General features: G+C 43.3%; 16 protein-coding genes and 2 pseudogenes. 12 read left to right on the top strand and 6 right to left on the bottom strand.

The genetic code is table 11. The annotated features are described in order from the left end of the window. Positions 1 to 142: pseudogene (locus JMX83_RS09655) on the bottom strand (IS3 family transposase); the annotation flags it as partial. 52 nt (positions 143 to 194) lie between these two features. Here JMX83_RS09655 and JMX83_RS09660 point away from each other — a divergent pair. The 6 genes from JMX83_RS09660 to tdh all read left to right on the top strand — a co-directional run bounded on the left by JMX83_RS09660 (position 195) and on the right by tdh (position 6,174). Continuing rightward, positions 195 to 521 carry an MOSC domain-containing protein gene (locus JMX83_RS09660; protein WP_227675809.1) on the top strand — a complete coding sequence of 109 codons (327 nt, stop codon included), beginning with the start codon at positions 195 to 197 and terminating at the stop codon, positions 519 to 521. Between the two features lie 156 nt (positions 522 to 677). Continuing rightward, positions 678 to 2,042, top strand: a complete 1,365-nt coding sequence (locus tag JMX83_RS09665) for an APC family permease (RefSeq protein WP_201601127.1) — start codon at positions 678 to 680, stop codon at positions 2,040 to 2,042. Positions 2,043 to 2,137: 95 nt separating this feature from the next. Further along, entirely contained in the window at positions 2,138 to 3,013 is an 876-nt protein-coding gene (locus JMX83_RS09670) for an N-acetylmuramoyl-L-alanine amidase (RefSeq protein ID WP_201601130.1), read from the top strand. Between the two features lie 56 nt (positions 3,014 to 3,069). After that, a complete protein-coding gene (locus JMX83_RS09675; RefSeq protein ID WP_201601133.1) occupies positions 3,070 to 3,816 on the top strand; it encodes a pyridoxine 5'-phosphate synthase in 747 nt (248 codons plus the stop codon). A 78-nt stretch (positions 3,817 to 3,894) separates the two neighbouring features. Continuing rightward, a complete protein-coding gene (gene kbl / locus JMX83_RS09680) occupies positions 3,895 to 5,085 on the top strand; it encodes a glycine C-acetyltransferase (protein ID WP_201601136.1) in 1,191 nt (396 codons plus the stop codon). A gap of 63 nt (positions 5,086 to 5,148) precedes the next feature. After that, positions 5,149 to 6,174 carry an L-threonine 3-dehydrogenase gene (tdh, locus tag JMX83_RS09685; RefSeq protein ID WP_201601139.1) on the top strand — a complete coding sequence of 342 codons (1,026 nt, stop codon included), beginning with the start codon at positions 5,149 to 5,151 and terminating at the stop codon, positions 6,172 to 6,174. A gap of 216 nt (positions 6,175 to 6,390) precedes the next feature. Here tdh and JMX83_RS09690 read toward each other — a convergent pair whose 3' ends face one another. Next, positions 6,391 to 6,801, bottom strand: a complete 411-nt coding sequence (locus tag JMX83_RS09690) for a hypothetical protein (protein ID WP_201601142.1) — start codon at positions 6,799 to 6,801, stop codon at positions 6,391 to 6,393. Positions 6,802 to 7,101: 300 nt separating this feature from the next. Between JMX83_RS09690 and JMX83_RS09695 the strand changes: the two are divergent. The 4 genes and pseudogenes from JMX83_RS09695 to JMX83_RS09705 all read left to right on the top strand — a co-directional run. Continuing rightward, positions 7,102 to 8,721 (top strand): annotated as a pseudogene (locus JMX83_RS09695) (HD domain-containing protein); the annotation flags it as partial. A 548-nt stretch (positions 8,722 to 9,269) separates the two neighbouring features. Continuing rightward, entirely contained in the window at positions 9,270 to 9,608 is a 339-nt protein-coding gene (locus JMX83_RS15245; protein ID WP_227675808.1) for an IS630 transposase-related protein, read from the top strand. Further along, complete coding sequence (locus JMX83_RS09700) at positions 9,595 to 10,107, top strand: IS630 family transposase (RefSeq protein ID WP_265089531.1); 513 nt, start codon at positions 9,595 to 9,597, stop codon at positions 10,105 to 10,107. Before JMX83_RS15245 ends, JMX83_RS09700 begins: the two co-directional genes overlap by 14 nt. Positions 10,108 to 10,246: 139 nt before the next feature. Then, entirely contained in the window at positions 10,247 to 11,035 is a 789-nt protein-coding gene (locus JMX83_RS09705; RefSeq protein WP_201601147.1) for a hypothetical protein, read from the top strand. Between the two features lie 270 nt (positions 11,036 to 11,305). Here the strand turns inward: JMX83_RS09705 and purL are convergent, their stop codons facing one another. Next, positions 11,306 to 15,319 carry a phosphoribosylformylglycinamidine synthase gene (gene purL, locus JMX83_RS09710; protein ID WP_201601149.1) on the bottom strand — a complete coding sequence of 1,338 codons (4,014 nt, stop codon included), beginning with the start codon at positions 15,317 to 15,319 and terminating at the stop codon, positions 11,306 to 11,308. A gap of 431 nt (positions 15,320 to 15,750) precedes the next feature. Here purL and JMX83_RS09715 point away from each other — a divergent pair, with 431 nt between their 5' ends. Both JMX83_RS09715 and JMX83_RS09720 read left to right on the top strand, forming a co-directional pair. Next, complete coding sequence (locus JMX83_RS09715) at positions 15,751 to 16,245, top strand: pyridoxamine 5'-phosphate oxidase family protein (protein WP_201601151.1); 495 nt, start codon at positions 15,751 to 15,753, stop codon at positions 16,243 to 16,245. Between the two features lie 364 nt (positions 16,246 to 16,609). Next, complete coding sequence (locus tag JMX83_RS09720; RefSeq protein ID WP_201601153.1) at positions 16,610 to 17,104, top strand: pyridoxamine 5'-phosphate oxidase family protein; 495 nt, start codon at positions 16,610 to 16,612, stop codon at positions 17,102 to 17,104. Positions 17,105 to 17,213: 109 nt separating this feature from the next. Here the strand turns inward: JMX83_RS09720 and pgsA are convergent, their stop codons facing one another. From pgsA to acs, 3 genes are all read right to left on the bottom strand, one after another. Beyond that, on the bottom strand, positions 17,214 to 17,894 hold the full coding sequence (pgsA, locus tag JMX83_RS09725) for a CDP-diacylglycerol--glycerol-3-phosphate 3-phosphatidyltransferase (RefSeq protein ID WP_201601155.1): 681 nt from the start codon (positions 17,892 to 17,894) through the stop codon (positions 17,214 to 17,216). 650 nt (positions 17,895 to 18,544) lie between these two features. After that, positions 18,545 to 19,702 (bottom strand): NAD(P)/FAD-dependent oxidoreductase, encoded by a 1,158-nt coding sequence (locus JMX83_RS09730; protein ID WP_201601157.1) that lies wholly within the window; start codon positions 19,700 to 19,702, stop codon positions 18,545 to 18,547. 276 nt (positions 19,703 to 19,978) lie between these two features. Continuing rightward, entirely contained in the window at positions 19,979 to 21,940 is a 1,962-nt protein-coding gene (gene acs, locus JMX83_RS09735; RefSeq protein WP_201601159.1) for an acetate--CoA ligase, read from the bottom strand. Between the last annotated feature and the right edge of the window lie 395 nt (positions 21,941 to 22,335).

Here is a 22,335-nt window from a genome sequence, read left to right on the forward strand (position 1 = left end):
ATCGTAGGGTCTCAGGCGTGCAACCTATCTTTGGCGCTATGGCTTTGATGGCTGACCAGGTGGATGGGTAATCGTCTTTAGCTTCAATTAGCATACGGACGGCGCGCTCTTTCATTTCAGGGGTATATTTTCGTGTTTTCATTGTCGTATTCTCTCAGAAAGTTGAGTCTCCGACAATCTCGGGGCGGTTCAAACTGCGCATCGTCCAACCGCGCCGCCCGTGCTACAAAATCAACGATCAGATTGGGCAATTTACCAAAGTGCCCAATATTGCGGCATGGGTCAGTAAGCAAGGTATCTCAGGCTGGTATTTTCAAGTGGTGCGTGATGGCATGATTGACGCTGATTTACCAGTTTACTTGGTCAAACGTCCCTATCCGTTTGCTACGCTTGAGACACTTTGGCAATTGTCCAATTCAAAAGAAAAGTTTGACGCTGAGGTGATTGAGCCGTGGCTCGAGATTGAATGTTTGGAAGACAGTTGGAAAAAGGTTCTGGCTAAGAAAATCCAACAGGATTAAAAAGGTAACACTCAACAAAAACCTTTAATATGACTTTCTATTTATAAAAGATAGCCACTACCCTGCGTAATGGCGTCACAAGGTTTTTCATGTTCTATGTCAGCTCCATAATAAACACTCTCTCCTTCTCTATCTTTAATTGTGAAGGAGCACCCCATGAGTGAAAAGACAGAAAGTATCAGCTACCTACAAGCGATAGCGATTAGCGTTGGTGCGATTATCGGTTGGGGTGCTTATGTCATGCCAGGCGATTTATTTTTGCCACAGTCACAGCTACTAGGCTCTTCTATTGCTATTATTATCGGTACTTTAGCCATCTATATGGTTGCGCGTGCCTATATTAATTTGCTGACCCAAACGCCAGAGAATGAATCAGGCGGTATCTATTGGATTGAAAAATACATCAATCGCAAGCATGCCTATATTTATGGTTGGGGCGTCACGATAGGCTATATCTCTATTATCGCGCTTAATATATCAGCTGTCGCTTTGCTATTGCGCTATCTGTTACCTAGCGGCTTACAATTAGGCTATCTGTATACGATTGCTGGTTGGGAAGTCTACGCCAGTGAAGTGTTCTTATGCAGCGCGGCTATTATTTTGTTCAGTTATATCAATTTAAAAGGCATACGAGTCGGCGCAAAAATCCAACTCTATATTGCCCTCTTTATGATTCTATCAGTCACCGCGCTGTTTTTTGCATCGCTTTGGATGACACCAACGAGCCAAGCGTTTTTGCAAGCTGATATGTCTAGCAGCTCTATCACCAGTCTGGCATGGTTACCTATCTTGGCCGTTATGCCGTGGGCGTATGTTGGTTTTGAGACCACACCTCAGATTTCAAAAGCCATTAGCGATTCAAAAACCAAGACCAAAAGTATTATCCTAATTTCACTCATCGCAGGTGTGTTGTTTTACTTTTTAATCAATTACTTTACCGCGCTAAACATGAACTTTGACTATCAAGCAATCAAAGACAGCCACTGGGCGACAGGTGAAGGCATAGACAATCGGATTGGTAGCATCGGTATCTGGCTGCTATCGATCGCTATGATTGGCTCGATAATGAGCGGTATCAACGGCTTTATATTGTCATCAGTTAAGCTCTTAGAATCTATGGGCGACACGTCGTTATTGCCTAGCGTATTTACAGATAAACGCAACCAATTTAGTAAGCAAAAAACCGTTATATTGATATGCTTGGTATGTCTACTCTCTCCTTGGCTAGGTAGAAACTACCTACTCGATATCGTGACGATGGCGTCCTTGGGCATTACGGTTGGCTTCGCTTATGTCACGACCGCTGACCTTATCAATGAGCGAAAAAAGAAACAGGCAGGCTTACTAAATTATCTCTCTGTATTGATCAGTGTGGTCTTTATATCGCTATTACTACTACCATTTTCACCAGCGGCGCTATCATTTAATGCTTATGTCTTATTGGGATTCTTTATTCTGCTCGGGGCAATTGGTTATAAAAAAATCGCAGTCAATCCTAACGTTAAGTCTGTCGTTAGTTAACGGAAAGTAGCATTTACCTGTCGAACGAAATAGACACCAATAGCATCAAACGCAAACGAAGCTATAACCACAACTCTTCCTATATAGAGCATTTCATGGTAAAAAACATCTTCTTAGCACTTGGCTTAACTCTGCCTTTAATTGGCTGCGTGACCACAGCGCCGCAAGTAGCAACAACCAAAAACTACAACGTCGACAGCGACACCTATCAATCGACTGGTAAAAGCCAGCGCATCAAAACCATCGTCCTGCACTACACGGTCTCAGACAACGAGCGCTCAATCAAAACATTGACTACGGGCAATGTGAGCGCGCACTATCTGGTCTTAGACAGTGACGATGATAAAATTTATAACCTCGTACCCGAATCTGAGCGCGCGTGGCATGCAGGCGACGGTGGCTTTTCAGGTCGAACCATCCTCAATGATACGTCTATCGGCATCGAAATCGTCAATGCAGGAATCAAGCCTGAATATCGAGACGCGCTAAAGAATGGCAATATGGATTACCATCCTTATGATCATTATGTGGCGTTTGATGAATTGCAGATTAAAAAGGTCGCGCAACTGGTGCAAGATATCGCCAGACGCTATGATATCTCACCAAAGAACATCATCGGTCACTCGGACATGGCACCCTCGCGCAAGATCGACCCGGGTGCCAAATTCCCATGGGAGCGACTGTATAAAGAGTACGGTATCGGCGCTTGGTATGATGAAGCGGACAAGCAAGAAATTATGAATCGGCGTACCTTGGTCGCGCCAAGCGTGCAGGAAATCAAGCAAGCCTTTCGCAAATACGGCTATCAAATCAATAATAGCGACGAGTGGGACAAGGCTAGCCGCGATGTCATCTATGCGTTTCAGTTGCATTTCAGACCGCAGCAGCCAACCGGTAATATGGATAGCGAAACCTATGCGATATTGCAGGCGCTCAATATGAAGTATGCTAGTCGGGATGACTTCTACTAAAATTAAGTATTAATAACCAACAATCTATCCATAACAACAATGAAAAAGGACATATGATGAGCACCCTATTTAGTGTCAATTTGAATAAACTTGCTTTAATCAGAAACTCTCGCGGCACAGATTATCCCAACCTACTGTACTTCGTGAAGAAGCTGATTGATTTAGGTGTCAAAGGCTTTACTGTGCATCCGCGACCTGATGAGCGTCATATCAGATACCAAGATGTCTATGATATCAGCGCCTTTTTAAAAGACTATCCAGAGATTGAGTTCAATATCGAGGGCAACCCGAACGAGCAGTTCTTAAAGATTATCCGTGAGGTCAAACCGCATCAATGTACCCTCGTGCCCGACAGCGAAGATCAACTGACCTCCGATCATGGTTTCGATATCATCAAACATAAAGACATGCTCTCAGCGTTGAGCCATGAGCTGCAAGGGTTTGGCACGCGCTGCGCGGTATTTATCGATCCTGATATCGAGCAAATCAAAGCAGTCATCGACAGTGACGTGCAAACGATCGAGATGTATACCGAAGAATGGGCGCGCGCCTACAGTAATGGTAAGAACGATGACAATATTGACTTCGATGAGGTCAAGCAACGCTTTGACGACTGTATTACCCTCGCCAGTGACAACGGCATTCGCGTCAATGCCGGTCATGATTTAAATTTAGAGAACTTAGCCCAATTGCTCGGTCTTGGTAATATCGCTGAGGTGTCTATCGGTCATGCGTTTACGATTGAATCACTAGAGCAAGGTATGGATAATGTGGTGCGTCAGTATTTAGACATCTGTGCTTAACCCACATCAATAAGCAAATAATTTGGCTCTATCAAAAAACCCTAAGCAAACGCCAATAATAGTAAAAAAGGAATCTTTATGTATCAAGCCTTTCAGAAGCATCTACAGCAAGAAATCAGCGATATCCGCGACGCAGGGCTGTATAAAAACGAGCGCGTTATCACCTCTCCGCAAGATGCGCTCATCACGATCGCCGACGGCCGTGAAATGCTGAACTTTTGTGCCAATAATTACCTTGGATTGTCTGACCATCCTGAGATTAAAAAGGCGGCTACCCAAGCCATTGAAGACTCAGGTTATGGCATGTCATCGGTACGTTTTATTTGTGGTACGCAAGATTTGCACAAGCAATTAGAGGCAGCGATTTCTAAGTTTTTTAATACCGAAGATACGATTCTTTATGCGGCCTGTTTCGATGCCAATGGCGGTGTCTTTGAGCCACTGCTGACCAGCGAAGATGCCATCATTTCTGACTCGTTAAACCATGCCTCAATCATCGATGGTGTGCGCCTGTGTAAAGCCGCGCGTTATCGCTATGCCAATGCGGATATGCAAGATTTAGAGACTCAGCTACAAGCGGCGCAAGCACAGCGTTTTCGTTTGATTGTCACCGATGCCGTGTTTTCAATGGATGGTAATGTGGCGCCGATGGATGAGATTTATGCATTGGCACAAAAATATGATGCCATGATCATGATTGACGAGTGTCATTCAGCAGGCGTGGTCGGTCGCACTGGTGGCGGCGTGACTGAATTGTTTGATCTGCGCGGTGATATTGAGCTGATTACAGGTACTTTGGGCAAGGCATTTGGCGGTGCGATTGGCGGCTTTACGACGGGTAAAAAAGAAATGATTGAGATGCTTCGTCAACGCTCACGCCCGTATCTGTTTTCAAACTCCATTCCGCCCATGATCGCGGCCGCCGGGTTAAAAGCGTTTGAGATGCTAGCAGAGGACAATACCCTACAAGACAAACTGCATGAAAATACCGCCTATTTTGTGAAGCAAATGCAAGATGCGGGCTTCGATATCAAACCCACCGAATCGGCCATTTGTGCGGTGATGCTCTATGACGCCACTGTCTCGCAACAAATGGCAGAGGCGCTGCTTGAGGAAGGCATCTATGTGATTGGCTTCTTCTACCCTGTCGTCCCCAAAGACGAGGCTCGTATTCGTGTCCAGCTCTCTGCTGCCCATACGCGCGAGCAGCTCGACCAGTGTATCGCCGCCTTTACCAAAGTCGCCAAACAAATGAAGGTGATTGATTAAGCGTCGTTCGACAGTTATCTAGATTCACCAACGAAATGCAACACCGTTAAATAAGAGAAAAGTATGAAAGCACTGGTTAAAGCCCATGACAAAAAAGGCATCTGGATGCAAGACGTGCCAGAACCGACCGTCGGCATCAATGACGTAAAAATTAAAATCAAAAAAACTGCCATTTGTGGGACAGATTTGCACATTTATAAGTGGGATGAATGGTCACAAAACACCATCAAGACGCCGATGATTATCGGACATGAATACGTCGGTGTCATTAGTGAAATGGGTGATGGCGTCCAGCATCTGGAAGTGGGTGATCGCGTCACAGGCGAAGGCCATATCGCTTGCGGACATTGCCGTAACTGCCGCCGTGGCAAGCTACATGTATGCGAAAACACCATAGGCGTGGGCGTTGACCGCGATGGCGCGTTTGCCGAATATTTGGTGATACCTGCCGATAATGTCATCAAACTCGATGAGCGTATCAGCGATGAGATGGCCGCCATTATGGACCCCTTTGGTAATGCCACTCATACTGCCCTTTCATTCCCTGTCCTTGGTGAAGATGTGCTGATTACGGGTGCAGGACTGATTGGTTCCATGGCAACGGCGATTTGCCGATTTGCCGGAGCGCGTAATATTGTGGTCAGCGATATCAGTGATTATCGCCTAGAGCTTGCCAAAAAAATGGGTGCCACGATGACCATCAACCCAGCCAAAGGCGAAACCATCGAAGGCGCTATCGAGGATCTAAAAATGCACGGCTTTGATATTGGGCTTGAGATGTCAGGCTCGCCTCAAGCCTTTGATTCGATGATTAGTAACATGTATAACGGCTCTAAAATTGCGCTCTTGGGTATTTTACCTAACACCACCACGGTGGATTGGAGCAAGATTATCTTTAAGGCGTTAACCCTAAAAGGTATCTATGGGCGTGAGATGTGGGAGACGTGGTATCAGATGGAGCAAATGCTGATTAGCGGTATTGATCTGTCGCCAATCATTACCCATCGCATGCACATCGATGACTTTCAAGAAGGCTTTGATATCATGGAAAGTGGGCAATGCGGTAAGGTGATTTTAAGCTGGGATTGATTTTGGCGATTCAGCATTTGAGAAGTCGTGGTTAGAGTTTACATTATCACGACTTATAAAACGGTACTGATTTCAGTGCCGTTTTTTTTTCGGGTATTGAAAAGTGATATGAGAGATAAAAAGTTTCGCAATAGGAATTGTTTTGATTAAAATGCTATGTTTAACGAATAGTTATAGTTAGTATCAAGGAACGAGACCCAACACATTGTTAACTCATTATTTAATTTTATTATAAAATTCAGCATCTTCCCAGTTAGGTTGTAAAGCTTCTTGTATAGCGTCGGATAAATCCTCAGCGTATTTAACTTTTTTCTGACTGTTAATAGCCTGTTGTCTGTGTTCAACAAATTCATAGAACTCTGACCAACGAGTTGTATGAGCCAAATAGCACAATAAATCAGGGTCTATATCAGCTATCAAGTCATCATGATACTTATGCGAATCATCTAATCCATTAAAACTTTTTGCTAATTCATTAAAAAATATTTTTCTTACTACCTTATCCTCTTCTAATAAATTTCTAACCCCGATGAATAAGAACTCAATATGATTGACACCATAGTCACCAACGGCAAAAAGTTGGTTTATGACATTTAATAAAATATTAAGCTTACTTACATTATTCAATTTTCACCTACACTTGACCATTTTTATAAATCCGTGATGTCGTCAAGACATATCAATATCACTAAGACTCAATTCCAAACTAATTTACCGTCTTTAAGCGCGCGCAACCCAATCAAGAAAGGGTGAGCATAAGTTCATCTTATTGCCGCTGCCAAATAGGAAGTATGCTAGTTAGGATAATTTTCATTTAGCTTCAATAAATTCTTTATCAGTTCATCATACGTTTACGGTAAAATCAACCTATGTTGATAAGTAATATAAAACTCAAACGTCATATGTAGAAATTAAAAGGGACTTACCATGAGCGCAGGCTTAATCAAACATCTAAAAAGAAAAACCGAAGAAGACAGCAATACCAGAATACTGATGTCGCAATGGGAGTTTGATGAAAAGCTTGTCGGTAAGTCGCTCGAAAATGTGGGTAGTTATTACCCACACTTTAGTAGTCATAATGAATCGCACTCACAGCAAATACTCGTCAATATCGAACGTCTACTTGGTAACAACATTGAAAAGCTAACAGCGACAGACACATGGCTAATCTTAGAAGCGACTTACTGGCATGATATCGGTATGTTATTCAATGCTGATGAAGTTCAAAAAGTCTTTGAAGAAGATGACTTCAAAGAATATGTCGAAAGTTTAGCTAATGACAATACGCAAGACTTACATGAATTTGCCAAAGTGTGGCACGAAGATGGCTGGAATAAAGCACTTGTCAATCATTCAGATCCACATACAGGCGTAGAAAAATATCGTCAGATGGTTGCTGAGTGGTATCGTCGTGGTCATGCTAAAAACTCAAACTCAGTGGTTTTAGATCCCTTTGAGAAACTTGGTATTAGCTCTCCTCGTACTGAGCTCCTTCCCAAACGTATATATCGTTATCTTGGTCAAATATGCTGGTCGCATGGACTAGGTTTTGACTATGTTATGAATGATTTACCGTTCCGTCAAACAGGTATGGGTACTGAGAACTGCCATCCTCGTTTTGTCGCTTGTTTATTACGTCTAGGGGATTTATTCGATATCGATGACAACCGCTTTTGTCCAGTCATGGCGAGACAAGTCGGTAATATGCCGTCATTTAGTGAAACTCATAAACACAAGCATCAAGCGATTCGCGAGTTTCAGCTGGATAATGAAACAGTAAGCGTGACTGCTATATGCAGTACGGAAATGGCATATATAGAATGTCGTAACTGGTTTGATTGGATTCGTGAAGAGATTCAAAACCAGATGTCACAATGGAAAAACATCGTACCTAGTCGAGAGTTTGGTTTACTCCCGACCATAAATAAGCTTAATGTTGAAATGACCGACAAAAAGATTTTACTTAACGATAAACCAATGAAATTCTCGTTAGATGAGCGAAGTGCTATTGAATTGCTACAAGGTAACAACCTCTATAAAGACGACATGAGTATCTATCGAGAACTTATTCAAAATGCGATAGATGCCACAATGATTCGAGTTTGGCTTGAACATGGGCAAGATCATAGTCAAAAGAAACTCCCAAGAAACAATAATCCTTATAATGAAGATACTTATACTCTATTCAAGCAATACCCCATAATTTTAAACTTCGAAAAACCTAATACATATGAAGGACATACCGTTTGGAAGCTCATTATTGAAGATAATGGTATAGGTATCTCTCGTAAAGATCTTGAATATATGCAAAGAATTGCTGGTTCTAAAAACAATAAAGAGAAACAGAAAATTATTCGTCAAATGCCTGTTTGGATGAGACCATCAGGAGAGTTTGGTATTGGTTTGCATAGTGCTTTTTTACTTATGAGAAATTTACCTACAGAACAACAGAAAATAACCATTTTTACTAAAAGTAGGCTAACTCATGAAAGTTTAAAAATAGAGTTAAACTCTCCCTTATCAGGTAAAGCAGGTTATTGCTTCATTGAGGAAATTGACGACTTAGATCATTATGGAACTAAACTAAGTGTGAATAAGTCTTTAAATAATAATATTGTCGAAAGTCAGATTTATGACCCTAAAACCTATTTTTTATATCAAAACTACTCGCCTATTTTACAAACGTTAGAAGATATTTATAAGAAGGCTACTAATAAAACTGTAAATTTAATTTATCCTGACTTCTTTGTAAAGTTGGAAGACTATCTTTCTCAAAGTTTCGATATGCCAAAAGATGAGTCCTACAGGAAAGCTTACTGGTGTGATGAGACTCAAGCTCTACTAAAATTAAAAATTGATGACTCAGAAGATATAGAAAATTTTAGAGCATATAATCGTAAGTTTCCTAAGCAAAACAATTTAGCAGTTTTTTTTAGAGGGCAATTTATAACTTACTTCAAAAATAATAAAGCAATTACTTTTACAAACGGGATTAACGACCTACCTTTTTTCAAATTTTCTATCGACATATATATAGTAGAGTTCAGATAAAACCGATACAACACATAAAAACCAATCAACTATTCAGATAAACCATGACTTACTCAATAGACTATCGTAAACAAGTACTGTCTAGCATCGATAATGGTCTGACTGTTAGAGAAGCTGCTGCTTTTTACGAGCTTAGCACCAGTACCATACATAGCTGGAGACAGACTTTAGAGCCTAAGAAAGGTCGAGATAAAGCGCCGACTAGAATACCTGATGACGTTTTGCTGAACGATGTCAAAGAGTATCCTGATGACTATCAGTATGAACGTGCCCGACGATTAAACTGTAGCAAAACAGGCATTCATCATGCCTTAAAACGATTAAATATCAGTCAAAAAAAAGACACTAGAACATCCAAAAGCCTGTCCGATAAAAAGAGCTAATTACCTCAATCATTTGAATGATTATATGACTCAAGGCTATCCTATTGTTTATATGGATGAAAGTGGCTTTGAGGCTGAGACTATAAGACCTTATGGCTATGCACCGATAGGTAAACCTTGTATCGATCGCTATAATTGGCAAGGTAAAAAACGTACCAACGTCATTGGTGCCCTGTACGGAAAAGCATTATTTGCACTTGATTACTTCGAGAAAAATATCAATGGAGATATATTCTATAACTGGTGCAAGCACTCGCTAATACCTAGTCTTGAGACCAAATGCGTGATTGTGATGGATAATGCAAGCTTTCATAAACGAGTACGACGACTGCTTAATAGGCATGGCCATCGCCTTTTATTTCTACCGCCCTATAGTCCTGATCTAAATCCCATCGAGAAAAAATGGGCACAAGCAAAGTTTCTACGCCAAGGATGGATGGAGAATAATTTACCTAAACTTTTTCATGATATGGGCTGTATCGATTTTATATTAAACTGACTATAGTGAGAATGCAACCTCTCTCCTAGAGTTAAGTAGAGATAATATTAAAGATGGAGAAAAAGTAGTCAGCATACTTCAAAATACTTTTTTAAAATTCTTGGAAGAAGTATCTGAGGGTACGTTCGATGCCTTACCTATGCTAGATAATAGTAAAGTTAAGCTCTCATTGTTAACTAAATTACTCGAAAATAAAATTCTAAATTATGCTGATGATCAGGAATGGAAAAGCTTTAAAATTCATGATGACTTTACGATAAAAGATATTTTAGATAAAGATAGGTTTACATCATATTCTGGTTTTTCGATAGTTCTGAAGGAGACTGAGGGTAATGAATTTTTAGATCAATCACAAATCATAAATAGTCCTCTACTTAGCCGATTAGTTAAGAATTATAGGTTTAGAACTATATTGTCGGAATACAGCTTTAAAACATATGTATATTCTAATTCGCAAAAATCAGGATCCCATCAAGGTCAATACTTATTCTCGAAAACACCTATCAATAACAATCTCTTCAAAGAAATAGATACTCCACATCATCTTAATCTCATAACGTTAAGCAGTTTGCTACGTTTTGATGAAGAAAGTTACAGTATTAAACTTGCTCTTGAAGACATTGACTACTCGTTTTTTCCAATGAAAAACATTAAGGCTTTCGAAGAGATTTTTATAGAAGTTGATGAAATAAAGTATTTTATATTTCCGTTTATTAGAGTTAGAAAGTCAATTATTGAAGTAAAGACAGATGAAATTTTCAATTTATACAAAAGCTACTTAAATACTACTATTACCTATGAGAGATTTGAAGCTCTTTATTCAGAACTTAAATCATACGTAATTGGTAGAGCTAAAGATTCTTATCCAACATGGTGTCAAGCATTTAAAAGAGGTATAGAATTTAAAGCTATAGAATTGAAATTTTAACCCGAGCAAAAGTATTATAGTTAACTCGGGGTGCAGTTTAGCCCTGATTGCAGCGGATATACTTGGTTGGCCACTGGGCTGCGGAGGCTTGGCTAGAGGTGGTTGCTCGAATGTTGGAACGCCTATAGCCTTAGCCACCGCCTCAGTGGACGACCAAGATAGTAGCGAAAAGCAGGATTAGCTCCCAATAGAACCAAAACCCAAACACAAAAAAGGTGAGCCGAAGCCCACCTTTTTTATGCTTACAACAATACTCTAAAAAGCCTTAGTCTATCTAAACCAAGCGCGAGCGTTACGGAACATACGCATCCACGCGCCATCTTCGTCCCACTCTTCTGGTTTCCAGCTGTGGTTATAGGCTTTTAGGTTACGCTCAGGATGCGGCATCATGATCGTGACGCGACCGTCGGTGCTACATAGACCCGTGACACCGCCGAGCGAGCCGTTTGGATTGAGCGGATACGTCTCGGTTGGATGACCTTGGCTATCGACATAACGCATCGCAAGCTGACCGTGGTTTGCCATACCGTCGATCTCGGTATTATTCAGCGTGGCATAGCCTTCACCATGCGCCACCGCGATTGGCAAGATACTGTCTTGCATCCCTTTGAACAGGATCGACTTGGTACGCTCAACTTTTACGTTGACAGTACGCGCTTCAAAACGCGCTGATTTGTTAGCGATGAAGCGTGGAAAGTTTTCCGCCCCTGGGATGAGGTCTTTTAACTGCGCCATCATCTGACAACCGTTACAGACACCCAAGCTAAAGGTATCAGGACGGGCGAAGAAGCGGACAAACTGCATGCGTAGCTCGTCATGGAACAAGATAGAGTTCGCCCAGCCAGAGCCTGCGCCGAGTACGTCACCATAACTAAAGCCACCACAAGCGACCAGACCGTCGAAGTCACGTAGATTGATGCGACCACTGAGTAGATCGCTCATGTGGACATCGACCGCTTCAAAGCCCGCTTGGGTAAAGCCTGCTGCCATTTCTGTCTGACCGTTGACGCCTTGCTCACGCAAGATAGCGACTCTTGGTTGGCTATTATTAGCATCAGCACGGCTGTTTACATAAGGCGCTTCTACTTTTTGATTCAGATCAAAGTTTGGCGCAGCGATCAGGCCTTTATGGCTCGCGTCGCTAATCAAGTCATACTCTTGCTGTACGCACGCTGGGTTATCACGCAGGCGTGCGATTTGATAGCTAACCTGCGTCCACGCTTGCTGCAATTCAGTACGGCTAAAGCGTAGAGTATCATCACCCATGAGCGTTGGCGTTTGGATTAGCAGGCTGTCTTCTTCCGAGCTTTGACCGACGAGACTGAGCATATCGCTGACGTTAAATTCTTCTGCCAATTGCATGAGCGCTGCGACGTTCTCTGGCAATACTTGGATGACCGCACCCAGCTCTTCACTGAACAGCTGACCGAGTAAGTTGTCATCATCTAATGACAGCTTGATACCTTGACGGCTGGTGAACTGCATCTCAGCGATAGTCGCCAGCAGACCGCCATCACCGATATCGTGATAAGCGCTGATGACGCCTTGCGCGTTACCCGCTTGGATAAAGTTAAAAAAGTCGATCAAGTCGCTTGGCTGCGCAAGATCTGGGCAGTCGTTACCGAGCTGGCTTAGCGTTTGCGCAAGGATTGAGCCACCTAGACGCAATTTACCTTTAGACAAGTCAATACGGTAGAACGCGCTGTCGCCATTGATTAGCTCAGGGGTTAGCGTTTTTGCCACGTCAACGACAGGGGCAAACGCAGTGACGACCAAACTCATTGGCGATACGACTGATTTATCAGCGCCCTCTTCATCACTCCAGTTAGCACGCATCGATAGCGAGTCTTTACCGACTGGGATAGCGATACCGAGTGCTGGACATAGCTCTTCGCCGATTGCATGTACCGCATCGAAGAGTGCAGCGTCTTCTGCATCATCACCGCATGCTGCCATCCAGTTCGCCGACATTGTGATGTCTGACAACTGAGCGATACGCGCGCCCGCGATATTGGTAATCGCTTCACCGACGGCCAGACGTGCAGAGGCTTTTGGACTGATAAGCGCAACAGGCGTACGCTCGCCGACACTCATTGCTTCACCAGTCATTGGCTGACCATCTAACGCCACTAAGCCTGACGCCGTCACCGCGCAATCTGATACAGGCACTTGATAGCGACCCACATACTGATCACGCACGACCATACCGGTGATAGAGCGGTCACCAATGCTGATCAAGAACGATTTGCTTGCCACAGTTGGGTGACGCAATACATCGGTGATTGACTCGGCTAGATTGACATCACAAAGCGCTAATGCTGGCAACGTGCTCTCGGTACGCTCAAAGCTACGCTGCATTTTCGGTGTACCGCCGAGCAGTACTTGCATCGGCATATCGACTGGTTGCTCAGCCAATAGCTCATCATCAACGATTAGCTGACGGATATCCGTCGCCTCGCCCAAGATGGCATATGGGCAGCGCTCACGGGCACAGATGGCATCGAACTGATCTTTGCTCTCTGGACGAATCGCGAGGACATAACGCTCTTGCGCTTCGTTTGACCAGATGGCCATTGGCGACATGCCAGCTTCTAACGATGGAATCTTACGCAAGTTCAGATGCGCGCCCATTTCATGGTCATTGACCAGCTCTGGCATCGCATTAGACAGACCACCTGCGCCTACGTCATGTAGTGAGACAATTGGGTTGCCGTCTTTACTGTTATTACTGGCGTCTACATCATCTCCGGCCAGCGCCCAGCAGCGATCGATGACTTCTTGGCAACGACGCTCCATCTCAGCATTGTCGCGCTGTACTGAAGCAAAATCCAAACCTTCATCAAGCTCGCCACTATCGACCGATGAGGCTGCGCCGCCGCCCAGACCGATTTGCATCGCAGGCCCACCCAGAACGATGAGCAAATCGCCTTTTTTAATAGCATTTTTTTCAATCAAGTTGCGTTTGATATTGCCGTAACCACCTGCCAGCATGATTGGCTTATGATAGCCGCGCATCTCGCTACCGTCTTTTGCCGCAGAGGTATCTAGCTGAAAACTACGGAAATAACCGCATAAATTTGGACGACCAAATTCATTTGAGAAGTTGGCGCTACCTAATGGGGCATCAAGCATAATCTCAAGACTGGTTGCCATACGGTCTGGCGTACCATAAGCTTGCGTGCTCAGCTGACCTGACTGCTCCCATTTCTCGCTAAGCTCTGGAATATGCAGATGCGACACGTGGAAACCTGCTAGACCGGCTTTTGGCTTACCGCCACGACCCGTTGCGCCTTCGTCACGAATCTCACCACCAGAACCAGTCGCTGCACCTGAATACGGGGCAATTGCGGTTGGGTGATTGTGCGTCTCAACTTTCATCAAGATATCGATGTTTTCTTGATGAAATCCATAAGGATGGATTGAGTTGGCATCCATCGCGTCCGTTGGGATAGGATAAAAACGCATACCATCAGACCCCGCCATCACCGCAGCGTTGTCTTTATACGCTGATAAGATACCTTGTGGGTTCGACTGGTAAGTGTTTTTGATCATTTGGAACAATGATTTTGGCTGTGCTTCGCCGTCAACTGTCCACTGAGCATTAAAAATCTTATGACGGCAATGCTCTGAGTTTGCCTGTGCAAACATCATCAGCTCAACGTCCGTTGGATTGCGTTTCAACTCATTGACATAAGCATTCATCAGATAGTCGATATCTTCACTGGATAACGCAAAGCCGAACTCAGTATTGGCAGACTCTAGCGCTGAATGGCCTTGTCCGATGACATCGATATGATTCAATAAGGCTGGCGCTTGATCATCAAACAATTTGCTGACATCGCTCAAGTCATACACCAAGCTCTGAGTCATACGGTCAAACAACAACTGCTCAGCGTCTACTGGTAGTTTTTCGCCTGCGTCACCGTCTGTTTTTTCATCGAGGGTTAACGTATAAACAACCACACGCTCAACACGATTGATTTCAATTTCACAGTTATTAAAGATATCGGTCGCTTTACTTGCCCATGGTGAGATGGTACCAAAGCGCGGCGCAACGATCACTTGTCGTTGATTGTCTTGCGGCGCATCTAGCGTTGTTGATGCGTCAACCGCCAGTAAATCTAGCGCTTTTTTATGCTCATCACCGCTCAATTCGCGTGATAGCACATAGACTTGCTGAGTACTTATTTGACTAACATTTAGCTCGGTTTTTTGCTGGAACTGACTGATGAGTTGCTGCGTCTGAAAATCGGTAAGAAACGGTTGTCCGGCGATGGTCATCATAAAGGCATAATCCGTAAGATCAAGGCATCTCTGCCATGCTAAGTAAATGGTCTGGGTATTATAACAAGAAGACCTATAATAAGCAGGTCTAAACCAAGATAAATTGCCGATAAGTTGTCTTCTGTCAGCATCACATATGTGCTAAATGCCGAGTCTAACTGACTCACTATCTGCTACAGTTTTGCTTCGATACTTCTTAGACCTAATTGTTTTGATGCTTGATAACACAATTTTTACCTAACCCTCATACTCCTTACAAACACTCACATCGCATTACTGGGCACCTATATAAATACAAGGGCATAACTCGGTATTCTAGTTCCAGTTGTTAAGGCGATGTTTTTTAAGAGATGAATTACATCTACCCTGAATAAAAATGATTACTACAAATAATTAACCACCTAATCACTATAAAGAAAAGGAAATCCTCTATGAATAAGCAAGAACAAATCGACAAAATCCAAGACGTTATCAAAGATGTAAAATTTGCAATGTTAAGCACCGTCAATAGTAAAGGTGACGTACATGCTTGGCCAATGACAACCAGCGAAGCGAGTATCGGTGGTAAAGAGATTTGGTTCATCGGCGACAAAACATCAGATGTGGTCAAAGACATCCAGAACAATCAAAAAATTGGCTTGTCTTATGCTTCTAAAGATGAAAAAGATTATGTCTCTGTCAGCGCCAATGCTGAGTTACCAACAGACCAAAACAAATTAGAAGAACTATGGTCACCAGTCTACAATGCATTCTTTGAGCATGGTAAAGAAGATCCAAACGTACAGCTAATCAAAGTCGTCCCACATGGCGTTGAGTGCTGGTTAGGTGGTAGCTCTACTATTAATATGTTCAAAATGGCAGCCGCTGCGCTACAAGATGGCAAAACAGCCGAAGACATCGGCGAGCAGTTTGAAGTATCGCTATAGTTTAGAAGCAACATATAACTCGATTTGGCTCAGATAAATCTACGGTTAAGTTAATGAGTCGCTTAAAACGTCAATATACTTCGGTTTATTGGCGTTTTTTATTGCCTTATTTTTGGTAAGGCTATTTTTAGACAGTACTTTTTGATTTGTAAATCATCTACTGAATAAAATCACGCAGATAATTACAAACTTTCACAGGGTATTACAGACCAGCTGTATCGTTCTATTAGGTGATATCGCTATATTGATAACTGTTAATAGGCATCATTTAATAGGCATCATTGACCACCTTATTAGTACTCTAGGTCACGCTTACCGAATAATAATTTTTACTCCAAATTTTAAATAGTAAAGGATAACTATGATGAGCAAGCAACAACAAATGGACACCATCCAAGAAATGGTAAAAGACATCAAATACACCATGATGACCACTCGTAATGATGAAAACCATCTACATTCTTGCCCGATGAATACCACTGAAACCAGTATCGGCGCAAAAGAAATTTGGTTTATTGGTCACAGCCCTTGCGAAACCGTGAGCAGTATTGAAAAGAACCCAGAAGTGAACTTGGCCTACGTCAGTGAAGATGGCAAAAAATATCTCTCTATCGCTGGTACAGCCGAACTGGTTGAAGACGAAGAAAAACTCAATGAGCTGTGGTCGCCTATGTACAATGCGTATTTTGAAAAAGGCAAAGAGGACCCACGCGTTCAGCTAATCAAAGTTACCCCACATGGTGCTGAATATTGGGCGAATGGTAATGCCATCACTAGCGCTGTCAAAATGGCGGCGGCGGCAGTCACTGACACTGCCATTGAAAAAAGCTTGGGTGAGAATTTTTCGATAGAGCTGTAATGCTTTAGTCGTTAGAACAGTAAGAACAGTAAAAGTAGACAAATAAAAAACGCCAGTCACTTAATGCGGCTGGCGTTTTTTATGCAGGTTATGATTGTTTGTCTCACTATTAGCCACTTTGCTTTAGGTACGGCCAAGCGGCTTTGAGATAAATCATCATCGACCAAAGCGTCAATATAACAGCGGCGACCATCAGCGCATAACCGATCGTCTCAAGCGACTCCCAATTTAATAAGAGTACCGTAATGGCCACCATCTGAAACGTCGTTTTTAACTTACCGACATAGGACACGGCGACGCTAGTGCTTTTGCCCAGCTCTGCCATCCATTCGCGCAATGCGGATACAGCGATCTCACGTGAGATGATGACGATCGCAGCGATTGCCATGATAATATTAGGATGCCATTGCACAAGAACGATCAGGGCGACGGCTACCATTAATTTATCAGCGACAGGATCCAAAAAACGCCCAAACGCTGACATGACATTTAATTTACGAGCGAAGTATCCATCAAGCCAATCGGTAATCGCCGCAATGATAAAAACACTGGTTAATAATAAATGGCGCAATAGGCTATCGCTAAACTCACTCATCCCCACTCGCGCAATGACATTGTCTGAGATTGCAGGCAAGCCTATACCCATGGCAGGCGGCCAGTAAGCAATTGCAACAAACAACGGAATCATCAAGATACGAGCAATCGTAAGATTATTGGGCAAGTTAAAAATACTCTTGGTATTTTGCGAACTTGACGGCTCCTGCGTATGCAAATGCGTGCTCTCAGTCATGGCAAACCCAGTTTAATATAGACATAATAATGGCAGATAGCTTAGCATTTTTCCGGCAAGCCGTCATGCCATCTCTGCAGCGATTGAGTCACCAAAGGTATCAATATCAGATGTCTCTTGTCATATCGATATAATTTCTTGAAAGCATTGAGTGCTTCTATAGAGATTAATAGTAAAAAACGCTGAGACGTTACCATTTATTTAATGGCGTATTACTTAAATAGCTTGGCATAAGACTTACTACTTAAATAGATTACTAGCCAAATAAAAGCTTAATGCATTGATCATACGGTTTAGTGTTTTTATAACGTAATATACTGTAACCAAAACAGCCAAATAGCAGTCAGTCGGGTTATGATAGCAACTGTCACAAAACACTTGTACACTTAAATATGTAAGCAAATATATGTACCTATTGTATTGGTCATTACTGCCCTAATAAATAAGTGTATAGAAAGCCAATAACTATAATAAATCACGACCACGGAACTTGTGACCAATCTGCACAGCCCGTTTTCCTCAGCCCACAGCACCTCCTCTGTGGGCCTTTTTTTGCCTTTTTGCTGATACAATAGCCTCTCATATGGGATAAAAAGTATCTTTAAATTTCAGTTGCAAACCAGCGCTACTGACAGACCATCACAGCGCCGTTATCTTGTCTTATAGATCGCCTCAACGGTTTGCTGCGCCACCTGATAGCAGCTTTCAATATTGCCGCGTGCGCACCAGTCTCCACTGACAATCCACTGTCTGATTTCATCAACTAAGATACCCAACTCTTTAGTATCTGTATCTATTATAGTAGCCGCATAACGCCAACGATGACAATCTGTTTGGCTAGGGGCGCGGTCATCATTCCAGTTTAAGGCTCGCTGCGCTGCCATTAATAACGCGGCTTTGACTGTCTCCAAATCATCATCGACGTGAGCTTCTGACCAGTCATTACGCGCATGAATGGTGATGCTTGGTAATAGCTCATCATGTCCAGGCTTATGATGTTCAATAAATATTCTATCGAGTACCGTATTATTTAAATAAGCAACATCCCACTGCGCTGCTGCTTGATAGTTTAATGTTTCAGGTAATTCTTGGGTATTGTCCCAGCCGAGCATCAGCGTATAGCAAGCCTGCATCTGCGGCTGGGTAATGTTATCTTGCTGATTAAACCCACTATCTGCCATCAGCTCTACTGCCTGACCATTTGGTGCAGTACAAATGACCCAGTCAAACCAACCGAGGCTCTCCCCTGTCTCATTAAATAGCTGAGTTTTTTTATCATTTGAGTGAGTGGTATGCTCATCAAGCGGAGCCACACGCGTTTTGAACATTATGTTTGTGTGCTTGAGCCCAACGGCTAACTCACGTCCCCAACTGGTCATTTTCGGTGTGCTGATATAGCGCGCATGCACGGTATCCCATTGCTCTTTACTTTGGATATCGGGTGCTTGACCATGATCATTTGCGGGCGTTAACTCGACCACGTTGGCACACCATGGCTGTAGCAGCCCGGTATCTAACCAAGGGGCAATAAACTGCTGAAAACCAGTGGTCTTTGCCGTAAAGAACTGTGCGCCAAATGCCCATTGCCAGTTTTTACCTGTATCACTGTCGGTGCGATAGCGCGTCGCTAACCGGCCGACACTGCGTGATTTTTCAAAAATAGTAATTTGTGGCGTACTGGATAGTCCGTGTGTCTGGTTTGAGGCACATTCTAGCAGTGTCGCGGTTAGTAGTCCTGTCAAACCGCCACCAATGATAGCGATTTTTGGCGAGGATTCATCCGTTGAGAGCAAAGCATGATCAGTCATAATGGCAGTAAACCTTATAGAGTATTTATGAGTCGTTACCATCTATAAACGGTAAGACGATCTGTTATATGGCGGGCAACTAGTAGGTAGCAATGTTAATTAACCATTGATATTGAATCGTCAAAACACCGCAATATCAATATCGTCTACGTAAAAAAGCCATGCTATTCACGATAACATGGCTTTTATTCTACTTTGATGGCAGGTACTAATGGTAGGCAAATACTAAAGGTTGAATTTAAACCACGTCTTTAATAAGTGCACTTACTTAGCAAGCTACTCTCCGCGACCAGCTTTGACCTGTTCGACCAGATCATTAATCACTGAGCTGTCCGCTAGCGTGGATAAGTCGCCCAATCCGACATATTGGCCTTCTGCCAGCTTACGCAAGATACGGCGCATGATTTTTCCTGAGCGAGTTTTCGGTAACGCCTCAACCATATAAATGGCATCTAAGGTCGCAATCGGCCCAATCTCAGCACGCACATGACGTTTTAGCTCCGCTTTTAGATCGTCTGTTTTTTCTTCGCCAGACTTTAGAATGATAAAGGCACAGATACCTGTCCCGCGAATCTCATGCGGCATACCGACAATCGCGGCCTCGGCAGTAGCCGGATGAGCAACCAAGGCGCTCTCAATCTCCGCAGTTCCTAAGCGATGCCCAGAAACGTTTAGCACGTCATCAACACGTCCTGTTATCCAATAATGTCCATCTTCATCACGCTGCGCCCCATCACCTGTGAAATAATGACCGGGATAATCGCTAAAATAGGTTTTCAAAAAGCGCGGATGGTCATTGTAGATCGTACGCATTTGCCCAGGCCAACCACTACTGATGACTAAGTTACCTTCAGCAGCGCCGTCTATGATTGCGCCTTCGGCATTGACGACTTCAGGTTTAATACCATATAGTGGCGTCATCGCGGCGCCCGGCTTAAGATCGACAGTACCTGGGATAGGTGCCATCAAAATACCGCCTGTCTCGGTCTGCCACCACGTATCGACAATAGGACACTTACCATCACCAACGACATGATAGTACCAGTCCCACGCTTCTGGATTGATCGGCTCACCGACCGAACCAAGCAAGCGTAAGCTTGAGCGATCCGACTCGCGTACAAAGGCATCACCCTCTTTCATCATCGCTCGAATGGCGGTTGGTGCGGTATATAAAATAGTCACGTCATGCTTGTCGATGATATGTCCGATACGTGCCCATGTTGGATGCTCTGGCACGCCTTCAAACATAACCGTGGTTGTACCATTCGCAAGTGGCGCATAGGTAGAGTAAGTATGCCCTGTAATCCAGCCCACATCTGCAGTACACCAATAGACGTCATCTTCTTTGACATCAAAGACGTCACGGAAGGTAGATAGTGCATAAGTAATATAACCCCCTGTGGTATGCACGACGCCTTTGGGTTTGCCCGTTGAGCCAGAGGTATACAGTAAGAATAATGGATCTTCGGCATTCATCACTTCAGGCTCACAGATCTCTGATTGCCCATCAACGAGATTGTGATACCAGACATCGCGGCGACCACTCATTGGGATAGAGTTGCCTGTGCGGTGGACGACGATGACTTTTTCGACACTGTCAGTTCCATCCATCTCTAGTGCATGATCGACATTGGCTTTGAGCGGTGTATGTTTGCCGCCACGTAAACCTTCATCAGCCGTGATAACGACTTTTGAGCGACTGTCTATCAAACGATTGCCTAGACTCTCGGCAGAAAATCCACCAAATACCACAGAATGCACCGCGCCAATACGCGCACATGCCAGCATCGAGACCATGGCTTCTGGTATCATTGGCATATATAACGTGACACGATCGCCTTTGCCAACGCCAAGCTTGCGTAGCGAGTTGCCCAGACGACAGACTGCTTCATGTAATTCTTTGAAAGAAATAATCTTGTGTAATGAAGGATGGTCACCTTCCCAGATAATGGCAGGCTTATAGGGATTGTCTTCAAGATGGCGATCTAGACAGTTTACTGAGATATTCAGCTCACCATCTTCAAACCATTTAATATTAAAATTGTCTAAGTCATAATTGACATTGCTGACTTTAGTCGGTTTTTTTATCCAGTCTATCAGCTCAGCACGCTTCGCCCAAAACGCATCATTTGCTTCGGTTGATTCGATAGATTGGTTGTAGTCTTCGAGATACTTTTCAGGGGTGGTATTGGCAGCAGCCATAAACTCGGCTGAGATTGGAAATGATTTCTGGGTCATAGTATTAGTCCTTTTTAATTATTATGACCTATACAGATAATCGTCTATAACGACTACCTATGTAGGCAATAAGGGTCATCTTCCATAATGCGTGACACTCAGCGATAGTTTGACAAATAAGCGTGTCGGTTGCAAGGCATCAACAGCCAATCATAACAATTTCGCTGTACATCTGTATACTTGGTGATTGATAGCAGCGGTTATTAAAGAATTATTAGTAAGGATTATTGCAACACCGCAATCAAGAGTGCTCTTGATATGCAGATATCACATCACAGCTCATCGGATAACACATTTAATCCTTGTAACCTCAAATGAAATATGGACAATAGCTACCCTACCGATACTGCTGTAGACAACACTGCCGATCTTTATTATTAACACATACGATTGGT

It is taken from the genome of Psychrobacter piscatorii, assembly GCF_904846415.1.
In the GTDB taxonomy this organism is placed as follows: Bacteria; Pseudomonadota; Gammaproteobacteria; order Pseudomonadales; family Moraxellaceae; genus Psychrobacter; species Psychrobacter piscatorii.